The organism is Anaerocolumna chitinilytica, from assembly GCF_014218355.1.
GTDB classification, from domain to species: Bacteria; Bacillota; Clostridia; order Lachnospirales; family Lachnospiraceae; genus Anaerocolumna; species Anaerocolumna chitinilytica.
Genome location: NZ_AP023368.1, coordinates 2387439 through 2401354, shown reverse-complemented (window position 1 = coordinate 2401354; position 13916 = coordinate 2387439). Strand labels below are relative to the sequence as shown.

Below are 13916 nucleotides of genomic sequence, written 5' to 3'. Positions count from 1 at the left end.
TATAATTGACAATTGAATATTTGTAAACAAAAAGGCACTTTTGTTCATATGATTAAAATCAGGTCAAGGTAATGCTTAATTCATTTTCTAAAAAAAAATACCTCTAACGTAATGATAAAAACACATCATTTACTATTAGCGGTATTCTTTCTGATTGCAACTCATCTTTCACTTCTATTATGTATGAATTTTGATAAACATATCCTTATTTATTTATTACATGATCCTCCCCGACAGTACGCGCAACCTCCACTCCATAAGTTGCCATAGCATCTGCAGGACTGGTTCCTGACACAACGGATTCCACCATAGTCTGAATGTTTGCAGAAACCGCCGCATATTTGCTGTCTTTCGGTCTAAAAAAGGCTACTTTTAAATAATCTGTAGCTGTCTGCATGAAGGGCATAGCAGAATATTTTACATTTTCCATGACATCTGTTCTTGACCCTATACTACCAAGTGCGATGACCGCATCCACGTAAACAGATGGTTCCATTAAGTGCTTGATAAATTCCATGGTAATGTCTTTGTTATCTGACTTGGACGGAATAGACCATGCCCAGCCTCCGGCCATTGTTATGTAACCAGAGCCTTTACCATTCTGAGTTGGCATAGGAGCAAAACCCAAGACACTGCTGTATCTCGGCCAGGGAGAAGCACCTGTTTCCAGATAATTCCCGGTAATCCAACTGCCGTCCAGAGAGATAACAACCTTACCCTGAGGCAGATATTCTCTGGCTGATATATTACTTGCCTGACCGTTTAACACCTTTGAAAGCGGTGGTCCGAAATCACTTTTATAAATCGTATCTAAAAAAGTTAGTGAGTCTAAGATTCCCTGACTGGATATAATCCACTTACCGGTCCCATCATCCTGAAGGCCCTCACCGGTTCCATAAAGCAGCATCTCGTATGTCTGCATTGACGTTGCCTCGCCGGTTGCAACAGAAGAATTGCACCAAAAGGGTATTACATCGGGAACATTTTCTTTAATCGTCTTACAGGCAAAGAGAATATCATCCCAGCTCTTAGGCTGCCAAACCTCTGGCAAGCCTGCCTTTTTAAATATCTCCTTGTTATACCACAAGCCCCTGGTATCAGTATTATAAGGCACACCATACACTTTGTTATCGGGACCGGTTACACCTGGTTTTAGGGTATCATAATAAGTACCGTCATTCCACTCTGCATATTTTGCCAGATAATTATCCAATGGTGTAAGGTATCCGGCTTCCACATCGGCTGTAAGTTGAAAGGTATCCTCCGCTACTAAGTCAGGAGCAGTTTTATCAGACTGTAGCATAAGAGCTATCTTTGAAAAATAATCACCTTCACATGCTGTAATCGGTGCAATATTTAGTTCACAGCTGTCCCTTTTATCAAAACTATCAAAAGCTGCCTGCAGCCATTTCCATAAGGCACTATTTTCACCCTGTCCGTCATCCCGGAAAGAGACTGTAATGACGCTTTTTTTAGTCAGAGCAACATCTTTGGTTGCGACTCTATAATGTTCACTACGGTCTTTTGACTGTAAGTCATTTGCATCTGCATCAGAATCCGCCGTATTTTTTGATTTCATACATGCGGTTAATATAAAAATTATAACAGCCAGCATCAACATACCCAATGACTTTTTCATCATAACCCCCATCTGTGTTTGTAAGACTGTTTGCAGTTTGACAAATATTTGTAGTCTAATAAACTATTTACAGTCTGCAGTGTGCGTAATATACCTAAACCATTGTGGCTGATTAACTACTACTTATCTACTAAATCTTATGCATTTAAAGGATGGTAACATAACACCTTCCGCCCATCGGCAGCAACTTTTAAATCAGGCTTTGACTTTCTGCATTCCTCCGTCGCATAAGGACAGCGGGGTGCAAACTTGCAATAGGTGATTGCATACTCTTTATCCTCTGTATCCGGCATAACCATTTCCTGATTCCACTTCTCACCTACCCTGGGAACTGCATTCATGAGCAGTTCAGTATAAGGATGAGCCGGTTTATCCATGATTTCTTTTGCAGGACCGTATTCAATCAAACAGCCTCGGTATAAGGTAGCAATATAATCTGAAACATAATAAGCAGTGGATAAATCATGGGTAACATAAATGAATGAAACATTGTACTTATCTTTTAATTCTTTAAACAAATTAACAATATTCATTTTCATGGATGCATCAATCGCCGCAACCGGTTCATCCGCTATGATTATCTTAGGCCTTGTAATTAATGCTCTCGCGATGGAAACTCTTTGCAATTCTCCTCCGGAGAACTGGGTAGGATATTTACCCTTAACAACTTCCAAGGATAAGCCCACACTCTTTAAAGTCTCATCTATCAGCTTTTCAGCTTCCTTCCTGTTCTTAGCGATTTTTAATCGCAGCGCGGTATTAAACAGGTATGAATCAACCGTTTTCCTCATTGAGAATGATTCATAAGGATTCTGAAATATAGGCTGTACATCCAGCCTGAATTGAAATGGGTTATATCGCTTACGATCTTTATAGGACCTTCCGGACAAGCGAATATCACCCTGGTCGTAATCATAGAGCCTGAGTATCATCTTACATAAGGTAGATTTTCCGCAGCCGGACTCACCTACAATGGAAAGAATGACCGGTTTCGTACCGTCAATATCAATGTTTATATCATCTACGGCGACAAGCTTCTTTTTACTGAGCATCCCGCCTATATGGAAGGATTTGCTGATATTTTTTATTTCAAGCAGTTTTTCTGACATATTAAAAACTACACCCTTTCCTGTACCTGCAAACCTCCGGTTCAGGCACACATTTGAGTATGTAAAACGTTAGTTTGGATTGTACTGTGAATCTCCAAGGCATATTCTTTTGCAGGATAATCCCTTTTATTTTTCCTACACTGTTGTATCATTTAATAAATGACAGGCTGCAAAACGCCCTGGTTCTACTTCATGAAACTTCGGTACCGTCTTTCTGCATTCATCTGTTGCCTTTTGGCAGCGAGGTGCGAACCGGCATCCTTCCGGCGGATTGGTAAGTGCCGGAGGCCTTCCGGGAATTCCGGTCTTCTGGCTCTTATCTCCAACTCTGGGAAGAGCTCCTACCAGCATCTTTGTATATGGGTGTAAAGGCTTTTCAAAAATATCCTCTGTTTTTCCCAACTCCACTAACTTTCCTGAGTACATAATGCCCATACGGTCCGTTATCTGGTAATGTACACCCATATCATGACTTACTATAACCATTGTATTTTTCAACTGCTTTTGAAGACGCATAAGCATCATAAGAATACCGCGCTGTACCACAACATCAAGGGCTGTTGTCGGCTCATCAGCCAGAACTACATTAGGTGACATAAAGGTAGCAAGTGCAATAATAACACGCTGCCTCATACCGCCGGAGAGCTGAAAAGGATATGCATTTAATAAATCCGGGGACAGGCTGAGTTCTTCCAGATAGTCAGCCACCTTTTTTAAGGTCTCTTCCTTTGTTTTCTTCTTTTTATCTTCCTTGCAGATAGAATCCAGGAATTGGTTCTTAAGCGGAACAATCGGATTTAGTACACTCTGTGCTGCCTGGGGTACATAGGATATATTATTCCACCAGGTATTTCTGATCTGTCCTGTTTCATAGGAAAATGCCTTCCCATTTTTTTCACCTGATAGTATCATCTTGCCCGAATCCACTACCAAAGGAAATTCAATAATATCATACAATGCTTTGAGCAGAGTTGTCTTACCGCATCCTGATTCACCGGCTATACCAAAAATCTCATTATCATATATTTCAAAATCCACATCATTAATTACATGTACAGGCCCGTTTATTGTTGAATACGAGGTGGATAAATGGTCTATTTTTATCATCTTGACTCCTTTCGTGAATATCATTTCTCCGATTTGATATTCCTGAATCTGTAGTTGAAAAAACTGCTCTTTGTTTTTTCAACCTAACAGCCATGCCCTTTCCAACGCGCCGCAAGATTGGGCCGAGGATTTCGCAGGCACAATCTTGTGTGCGAATTATTCTTTTCAATAATTCGCACTACCTTCCTCTCTTCTTAGATAAATAATCGTTATAGCCAGTTATCAAGAGGAACAGTCCGATAAACATAACAGCTGTTGTTACTATCGGAGAACCGATCCAGAACCACTGCTTGGTAAAGATTGCGTTACGGTCTCTTGCCCACTGGATCATATTTCCCAGAGAGATAAGATTACCGGGAGACAGACCAAGAACTGCAAGGCTCGATTCCGAAGCAATCGCAGCGAGAGTTGCATTCATAAAGTTAGAAAGAGCCCAGGTAAATGCATAGGGAAGTATTTCTGTTACCACCACCTGAACAGTACCTTCACCGGAAAACCATGCTGTATGAATAAAATCACGTTCCCTCATGGAAAGCGCCATTGAACGAATCTGGCGGCTCGGCCAGGCCCAGGCAAACATTGCCAGTACAAGTGCCATGATGAAAACAGTAGAGGTTCCCTTCATAAAGGATGTCATCAAAATAAGAATTGGAAGGGAAGGAATTACAATAAAAGTATCAGTTACAACTGTCAGTACCCTATCAAGGATTCCGCCGGAAAAGCCAGCCAGAAGTCCGATAAAAACACCGGCAACGGTACCTATCGTAGCTACGATAAGACCGATTAGGAGTGAGTTATGTATTGCTTCTATTAATAACCATAACACATCCTGTCCCATACTCGTTGTCCCAAGTATGTGTTCCGAGGAAGGTTTTAGTTTTCCTGGGTAGGAGTTAAAGGTAAAGGGATTAATATGGGGCAGAAAATAAATGCCAAAACCAATTACAATAAATATCGCTGTCAGTATTAACCCTGCTTTTAAGCTTAAATTTGTATTTCTCCAGAATTTCTTCACGCTTTCCACCTCTCCCTTTTAATTGTATCGAATACGTGGGTCGATAAACGGGTATATCAAATCCACAATTAAAGTTGCGGTTGATATTGCCACGATAGAAATCGTGATACATCCGAGTATCATATTGTAGTCTGACATCAGGATAGCCTTTTGCACCAGCGAACCAACACCCGGATACCCGAATACAATTTCAGTCATAATGGAGCCGCCGAATACACCGCCAAGACTCATTGCCAAAGCAGTAACCTGAGTAAGAATGGAATTTCTGAATACATAACTTCTTCCAATTTTGCCCTCTGGTATTCCCCGATAACGTGCAAAAAGAACAAAGTCTTCTTCTGAAGTAGTACCTGCAAGGGATTTCATGGATATAATCCACCAACCTGTTCCTACTAACAGCATAGACATTGCCGGAAGAATTGAGGCTTTTAAAAGGGAAAGGAACCAGACAGCAGTACTTCCCTGGGTATTTATAGTTGTTTGTATCGGAAACCACCCCAGAACAAACGCAAATACGATCTGCAGTACCAACGCAATAATAAAATATGGCACCGGATAAATACAAATAGCGATAGCTTCCAGTATTTTAGAGGAAGCTTTATTCTTTCGAAAACCTGCCAGAAGCCCGATTATATTACCAATAATCCAAGCAATCACCGTAGTTGTAAGGGAAAGAAAAAGTGTATATGGCAAGTACATTCCAATGATCTTGCCTACAGGCGTAGGATAACTCATAAGGGATGGCCCGAAATTAAAATGCAGTAACCCCCTCCATAAGAAAGTGCCATATTGCTCCAGTAAAGAACCTTCCAGCCCAAACTGAACTCTAAGCTGTGAACGAAGTGCCTCCATTTGAGTAGGATCCATCTGCCCAGAGCGCGACTGCATCTGACCAATCATATTTTCAACAGGATCCGAAGGAAACATCCGGGGTATAAAAAATATAAAGGTAATCCCTATCCAGATAGTTAATAAATATGTTAAAAATCTTATACCGAAATATTTGCGGAATTTCACTGTGTCACTCCTTTTCATCCGGAAAAATTATTCAAAAATGCCGCTGCTGCCTGGTGCACACCACCAGGCAGCAGCAAACCTTGTTACTTACTTTTACCTATAAACGTATTCATGACCTGGAACTTATTTACTTATTGAACGGGAGAAATTTCAGTTGTGATATATTTAAAGCAGCTCCACCACCACCAAGGTCCGTTATAAGGATTTTCAGCATTCGGATAGTTGTTCCAATATGTGCTGTTGGTAGGAACAAACTTAACACCTGAATGGAATCCAATAAAGGGAAGTTCTTCGATGGCATTCTTAAAGAATTCAATACCCAAATCGTAGGATTTCGGATCATCTGGCGAAAGCTTAGCCAGTTCATGAATAATCTCTGTTGCTTTGGCGTTATTCCAACGACTGGACTGTCCGGAACCCCTCTCGCCAATAGGAACAATAAGATCTGCATCCCATCCGTTTATCTGGGAATATATATCTTTGGTTATGAAACCGGTAGGCCAATATCCTGCTATATCGAATTGTCCTGTAGCACCATTGGTATCCCAGGTGGCACTGGATTCACTGACAAGGTTAATCTTGAAGCCAAACTTGGTCAACTGGTCATAAGCTGCCTGAACACCACGGCCTGCCTGAGCTTCTGTATCTGCCAGGTATGACATATTAAATGTAAAAGGTTTGCCGTTAAAGTACCAGCCGTCAGATTTCTTCTCAAGTCCTGCTTTGGTTAAGAGTTTCTCTGCAGCCTGAGGATCATACTTCCAGCAGCCTACACCGAACATGTCAATAAGTGTATCTTTATCAGTCGGAATATCATAGCCTTTATCTCTTAAAACACCTGCGATTCTTTCAGCATAACCGGAATCGAAAGGCTTAACAGTAGTGCCGTCTCCCAGGTCTAACTGGAAGGACTCTAACCATGAAAGGATAGGCTTAACATATAATTCCTGAGCAGCACTGGTATTGGTGAGGATAGGGAACGGTGACGCACGGCCTACACCATCAAATATATTCTGTGATATTTCATCAAAATTCATAGCAAGTGCAATACCCCAACGGAAATCCTTGTTATCATAAGGAGCACCTTTACCCATGGAGAAGGAAAGACCTTTTGAACAGGGATCATCACTGGTAGCATAAGGGAAATCCTTATACCAGCATGCAATATTAGGATTTTGCTCTGTCATAACCTGTAACATTTCAGGAGTAACCTCGCAAAGGATGTCAACTTCGTTATTAATAAGACTCATCTGACGGCTGGTATCATCGCCAAGATTTCTAAACCATACATACTTAGCTTTTGGCTCTTTTCCTGTTACAACACCAACAGTACTGGACTTCCAGTCTTCACGGCGTTCATAGAGAATCCATTTTCCTAACTCATCGTAAGCTTTCACGGTGTAAGGACCAGCAACAACCGGCTTGGAATCCTTAAACTGAGTAACATCAGCCTGTTTTGAGTAGATGTGTTCGGGAACAATTCTTAAATCATTACCCCAGATAGTAACACCAAACCTTTGAGCAAGTCTGGGAAAAGACTCTTTTGTAACAAGTTTAACAGTATAATCATCTACCTTTTCAACAGATTTGAAAATCTGATTGTAATAAGCATTCTGGCTTATTCCGGTATTGGTCATTATCATGTTAAAAGTAAATACAACGTCATCTGCAGTTAAATCTTCGCCATCCGACCATTTGATACCATGACGGATTTTAACGATATGCTCTGTAAAATCAGCATTGGACTCCGGCATACCTTCTGCAACTTCACCAAACTGTTCACCTTTTACCGTATCAATTTCCCACATCATAGCTGACATAAGCTGATGAATACCAAACCCCATCTGGGTTCCCTGCATATAGGAATTGAACTGTCCTGGTGTATCAGTCGGTGACTGACATTCAACAATTAATGTTTCATTTCTTGGAGTCCCAACCTCTGTCACCTCTTTTGATGGTGCAGGATCACCACTTCCATTGTCCGTATTGCCATTTGCTTCTTTTGTAACTTCTGCGTTAGTAGCATCCGTCTTGTCGCTTTTTTTACAGCCAACAAGCATTGACGACATGAGCATAATAATCATTACACATGCCATTACACGGTGCATTCCTTTTTTCATCAAGATCCTCCTCTACCCTTAAGAATATGTAAGCTGGTTACTTCTTTATCTTAACTCCTAAAGGTTTTTCTTAAAATTCCAATATTTTAAGAAAGGAGTAAATTCTTAATCTAATAAATATATTTAGTTTTCGATAATCGCTATTCTTACTTTGTCCTGCATTTGATCCGCTATTTCCCTTAGAGAAGGATCAGTTTGGCTGATTATTTGATAGATTCCATCCGATATCGCGGTGGAAATATCAAACCAGGAATTCAATGAACTTTTAGCTATTCCATGCTCTTTCTGTTTTTGTATAAATTCCTTGTCCAAAACAAATCCGTCATTTTTATAATTATAATTCACGTCCATTTGCACCGGAATGGTTTCTGTTGCCTCTGCTATCTTACTTACAATATTTTTATCTGTAACATAGTCAAGAAATTTAATTGATTCGGCATAGTCTGCTGTTATGGAAATGCCGATATTCTTACCATGAAACATATAATTTTCTTTTTTATCAAAAGGAACCGCATCAACTCCGACTTGAAAATCCACATTGCTGTTCTTTATGACAGACAAGGCGCTTAGATTATTTATCATCATGGCAACTTCCCCATCCATAAATTTATCGGTCAGGTCCGGTTGATTCCAATTGATGCATTGTACCGGCAGCAGCTTATTCGTCTTTAGGAAATTCAGCAATTCGAAAACTTTCATGCCTCCATCCCCATTAATCTCCCGAATAGAGCCTCCGGTGGAATACAGCAGCTGCATAAACAAAGCTGTTATCTCTTCCGGCTGTCTTGCACCTATTCCAAGCCCGTAAATACCTACTTTTTGGACCTTTCTGGCAGCGGTTTTTAGGTCTTCCCAGGTTCTTGGCACCGCTACATCACTTTTAGCAAATAGGTCTTTATTCCAGATTAGTACATAGGGGTCACAGGTAAAGGGGATTCCGTAATATTTACCGTCACTTCTGGTATTATTCCACTGTCCCAAGAAGTAATGAGGCCCTTTTGATGTCTCCTCGATGTAATCACTTAAATCTCTGAGTACATTCAGGTTTATCAGAGCAGGCATAACGGAATTGTCACAGATAATCAAATCTGCCAGCCGGTTCTGATCCAAATTCATACAGATTTCTTTTTTAAAATCATTTTTTGATATAAAATCTATCTCCACTTTCGGGTTATTCTCAATATAAGAGTATTGGGTCGCAATATCCTGAAGCATCTTGCAGCTTGCAGTCGTATCATAGGGAGATAAGATTCTAAGGACTTTCCTTTCATTCGCCTGACTTACAGTTTCCGTCTGTTTTAGACTATTCCGGGAATAATCGCTGATTAAAAGAAATAAGATAATCAGTACTCCTAATGACAGCAATACATTTACGCGAAACATCTTCATCTATATCACCTTCTTATACTCGGAAGGCGAAATACCGCAGACTGTTTTAAATACCTTATTAAAATATTTGGGGTCTTTAAATCCAACCTGATCGGCGATATCTTGTATACGATATTTTCCGGAGAGTATCATACGCTTTGCAACACTAATTCTAAAATTCCGTAAAAATACAACAAAATTAACATTGATTTGCTGATAAAACAATTTGCTTAAGTACTCAGGTGTAACCCCTACCAGATTAGCGGCATCTGATAAGGTGATATCTTTGCTGTAATTGTCTCTGATATAATTTATTACCTTTAAGATGGTCAAATTATCCGTATCGCTCTCTTCGTAATTCACCGCCAACAGAGTATTCACAATCTTTTCATAATTTGATATCAATTCTGCCTTCGTCTTGCTTTCAATGATATTATTAATAAAATAGTGAAATATCAGTAAAGGCTCAGCTTTCGCATTGTATTCCTTCGCCGCATTATAAATACTGGAGGAAAACCTGGCTGTATACTCCTTTACTAATTCAGGTCTGCCCTTGCTATCAATAATCAGCTCTTTAAATCTGCTGCTTACCTTAAAAGCCTTTTCATAATCTCCGTTCATGATTTCTTTCCGGATACGGTTATCCAAATCCAAGGGATAACAAATCTGGGCAAATTTAAGTTTCTCCACCATTTGCTTCTCCAATATAACGTCATTGTCATAAACAAAAGCATAGGATAAAAGGTCATTAAGCTCTGTAATGGCATCCTTTAGTCCTGTCAGACCTACCATTGAGGAATAGCTGCAATGACAACTGCCTATTGCTTGTAAGTTCGGAAGAATGCAGGTAGCAAACATTCTGTTTATATGTTTATTTTTCTCCGTATCAATAATCAGCACCAGGATACCATAGGAAAAGGATAGATGTATAACCTGAAAATTCATAATACACAAATCATTCATCCTTTTTCTGATACAATGGACCATTTCATCTGCAGTTTCCTGGTCTATACTATCCGGTTTAACCAAAAATGCTGTGATTTCCATTCTATCGCTTACATGCAGTTGCATGGACAGATTGCGAATTAACTGCTCTTTCATTTCTGTCTTGCATGTTATCAGACTCCATATTAAATGTCCCAGATCAATCTTCTCAGACTTTTCTTTTAAAATTTTTGCCTCCGTTTCCCTTAATACAGATATAAAACTTTCCATATCAACGGGCTTTAAGATGTAATCTACAACCCCAAGCTGTAATGCTGTTCTGACATAGTCAAATGATGAAAATCCGGTCAGAATTAATGCATAATATGGAATTTCCTCCTGTTCCACCTGGCGAAGCATAGCCAACCCATCCATTTCAGGCATTTGTATATCAGTTATAATTAAATCCGGTTTTAACTCTTTCATTCGCTCTAAGCCTTCCACCCCATTGGAAGCTACCCCGCATATTTCGTACTCTGTAAATTTACTGATTATCTTGATTAATCCTTCTTTGGTTTTTGGTTCATCTTCCACAATTAGAATACGCATCAGTCTCCTCCGATTCCCCACAACTTTAGCAGCTTTACGTAATTCAGCCAAGATACTTATATTTCAAATGGAATCCTAAGGGTTACCACTGTCCCCTGCTCTCCGGAATCCACATGAAAATAGCTGTTGCTGCCGTAATAAAGCTTTAGTCTTGTAATGACATTTCTCACCCCTATACTAGTTTCCACATTATCCGTCCTGTAATCATAGTTATTAAACAGTTCCACCAAATCAGAGGACATACCTTTTCCGTTATCCTTTACCTGAATTTCGATAAAGCTATCATATTGTTTTTGAATCAGGATGTGGATTTCATCATGACCTATCCCCCCCGGAAAGCCATGAACAATGGTGTTTTCGATTAGCGGCTGTATCAGTAATTTATGTATTTTGTTATTCTTTAGCCCGTCCTCCATATGAATGGTACATTGGAACGAATAACAAAACCGCTCCTGCTGCAAATATATATACTTTTTCAGATATTCCAGTTCTTCTTGGATGGTCACAATCTCATTGCTTCTTTGAATACTGTATCTTAGTATGGAGGCCAGATGAATCAGCAGTTTACTGATATGAAACTCTTCATGCTCAACCGCAACCCAATTGATTGCATCCAATGTATTATACAAAAAGTGCGGATTAATCTGGGCTTCCAGAGATTTGATTTCCGCATTCTTTTTCCTGACCAATGCTTCCTTTTCCTGCCTGTTGGATTCCTTTATCCGTACTATCATGTCATTAAAATGGTGAGCGATTCTTGCAAATTCATCCTTTCCCTCCAGAGCTATTCTGACATCGTAATCTCCCTGATCCGCTTTTCTCATTCCATGTATGATTTTCTTCACGGATTTGTCCGTATCAGCAGCAAAGGACATTGCAATTAAGACGCAAACGATACCAAATAAGATACCTATTAATATGATAATCCCTGATATATTCTGGACATCCTTTAAAGCATATGTTAAGTTCTGGACATTAATCAGAGTAAATACTCCGTCTTTTATACTGCTGGTATGCACCTCCAGTTGTTTCGCATTCATTAAATGCTTATCCTGAAAGAATTTTTTTGTGACCTCTTTTATACTTTCATCACCATATTCCTGATATAAATTCAAACCAATATAAGTTTTAATTGGGAAAGATATAATATCTCCTTTTTCATTTATGAGAAAAGTTATATTGGAATGAAAATCCATCCCTGGTGAATAAACATTACGAAGTGCATTTTCATCTATACATAAAATAATACTGCCCACCGGACCATTCTTATAGTTATTGAAGTCTGTGAGTTGATGGGCAATGTAAAAAAAGTTTTTACTGCCATAATTTATGTCTGCCTTATGAACGGTACTGGAATATATCGCATGCTTTATTTTAAGCGAATCCTTAAACATTGGATTCGTCCTTATATTGTTTACATCAAAACAAAAACTCTCTTCACCTGAACGTGTTATGGTATCATAAAAGGTAGCATCCCCATTCAAACCTACGATAGCGATACCAAGTATCTCAGAATAGACATACCCGATGTTTTCAAGTTTTTCCTCTAATTGATGTTTAGCAGGAAAATAATTCTTCGTATCCCATACATTGATGTACTTTAAGTTCTCAATATAGCTGTTATCCGTATAGATATCCAGCATTATATTATCATAAACATGAAAAAAGCTTAAAACACTGCTGCTGGACTGTTTAAGATTCGCGCTGATTAGTTCTTTTGTCTGCTTCTCGATAGTAGACGTACTTATCTTATAGGACGTAAACTGTATGAGGAATATAGGCAGAATCGATATTAGCAATAACATAATCATTAATTTTGTAAACAAATTCATGGATAAAAATATTTTAGAAATCATCTTGTGCAGCATACAACCTATCCTTTTGATGTGCTTATAAAATTAATAAGTTCTTTATTGCCTTCTTTTTATGTATATATTTCCTAAAATAATACCTTAACAGCACCATTTTATGTATCTATTGTCCAACTAATTATTTATAGACTAACATAAAATGTAAATGTTGTCATCACTTTTTACAATAATTTTATTTTCATTTTTCGATTTCTGGTAATTCAGTACCTGTTATTCCTTTTTCCTCATGGATTTTACAATTGCATTAACATTTTCTTCAGTAATCTCACTCTGTGAATACTTTTGATAATTCTTAATGTTAACATTATTAAAATCAATTTCCATTAATCTGGTTATAATTTCTTGATTAAAACGATATTTAAGGATGCGATTTCCTGCATAGATTGCATAAGGTGGTATATCTTTTGCAACCACACTGCCTGCTCCTACCACACATCCCCTTCCTAAGGTCACCCCTGAAAGGATAATTGCTCCAAATCCAATCCATACATCATCTTCAACCGTAATAGGTCCTTTACAGATGGCATCATATTGTGTGTGGTACGTAAGTTCCGGATATGGATAATTGGAAGCTCTTTTATAATTATGTTCACCTCCCAGGACAAAATCTACATTTCCGGCTATCGAACAGAAATTTCCAATATTGAGTCCTTCCTTCTTCGATCCATAAAAATGTGCATTGATATGTCCGTAGGTGCCTTTCCCTACTTTTATCAGATTCATTGGACTATTGTAGCTTATCGTTGTCAGGTTATGACGGTTGGCTTTCCGCCATTTTGCATTTCTTCTTTCCTGAAGGTATTTTGAAGCAAAAGGCGAAATCAATGCTCTAAAAAGTATCATATTAACTCTCCCCCTTGGTTTCCTGATAATATACTTTTATAGTTCTAATATATGTTAATATATTTCGCTATTTGCTTTCTATCATTATGTATACTATTAATTTAGTCTTTAAACAAAGGAACTAAGGTTTTATTTAAAATCGGCTCACCGCTATCCGGAAGCACTGATTCCTGAATACCATAGAATCCTAAGATACCTATGTACAGCGTATGGAGTATAGATTCCGGAATATTCCATGATCGAAAGAGTATCCTCAAAATACTTGAAATAAAAGCCAATAACTCGACATGCTGC

10 protein-coding genes are annotated in these 13916 nt (G+C 38.8%); all 10 read right to left on the bottom strand.

Translation table 11 applies throughout. The annotated features are described in order from the left end of the window. Positions 1–205 precede the first annotated feature (205 nt). On the bottom strand, positions 206–1639 hold the full coding sequence (locus tag bsdcttw_RS10410) for an extracellular solute-binding protein (protein ID WP_225903835.1): 1434 nt from the start codon (positions 1637–1639) through the stop codon (positions 206–208). 137 nt (positions 1640–1776) lie between these two features. Further along, on the bottom strand, positions 1777–2748 hold the full coding sequence (locus bsdcttw_RS10405; RefSeq protein ID WP_185259302.1) for an ABC transporter ATP-binding protein: 972 nt from the start codon (positions 2746–2748) through the stop codon (positions 1777–1779). 135 nt (positions 2749–2883) lie between these two features. After that, the gene (locus bsdcttw_RS10400; RefSeq protein ID WP_185259301.1) at positions 2884–3855 is read right to left on the bottom strand and encodes an ABC transporter ATP-binding protein; all 972 of its coding nucleotides are present in this window, start codon (positions 3853–3855) and stop codon (positions 2884–2886) included. Between the two features lie 178 nt (positions 3856–4033). Continuing rightward, the gene (locus bsdcttw_RS10395; RefSeq protein ID WP_225903834.1) at positions 4034–4870 is read right to left on the bottom strand and encodes an ABC transporter permease; all 837 of its coding nucleotides are present in this window, start codon (positions 4868–4870) and stop codon (positions 4034–4036) included. A gap of 18 nt (positions 4871–4888) precedes the next feature. After that, entirely contained in the window at positions 4889–5887 is a 999-nt protein-coding gene (locus bsdcttw_RS10390) for an ABC transporter permease (protein WP_185259774.1), read from the bottom strand. A gap of 131 nt (positions 5888–6018) precedes the next feature. Beyond that, entirely contained in the window at positions 6019–8007 is a 1989-nt protein-coding gene (locus tag bsdcttw_RS10385; RefSeq protein ID WP_185259299.1) for an ABC transporter substrate-binding protein, read from the bottom strand. A gap of 123 nt (positions 8008–8130) precedes the next feature. Further along, positions 8131–9396, bottom strand: a complete 1266-nt coding sequence (locus tag bsdcttw_RS10380; RefSeq protein ID WP_185259298.1) for an ABC transporter substrate-binding protein — start codon at positions 9394–9396, stop codon at positions 8131–8133. Further along, positions 9397–10908: a response regulator transcription factor gene (locus tag bsdcttw_RS10375; protein ID WP_185259297.1), complete on the bottom strand. Its 1512-nt coding sequence runs from the start codon at positions 10906–10908 to the stop codon at positions 9397–9399. A gap of 56 nt (positions 10909–10964) precedes the next feature. Then, positions 10965–12776 carry a cache domain-containing sensor histidine kinase gene (locus tag bsdcttw_RS10370; protein ID WP_225903833.1) on the bottom strand — a complete coding sequence of 604 codons (1812 nt, stop codon included), beginning with the start codon at positions 12774–12776 and terminating at the stop codon, positions 10965–10967. 213 nt (positions 12777–12989) lie between these two features. After that, positions 12990–13622, bottom strand: coding sequence for a CatB-related O-acetyltransferase (locus bsdcttw_RS25335; RefSeq protein ID WP_185259296.1), 633 nt, complete (start codon positions 13620–13622; stop codon positions 12990–12992). Positions 13623–13916 lie beyond the last annotated feature (294 nt).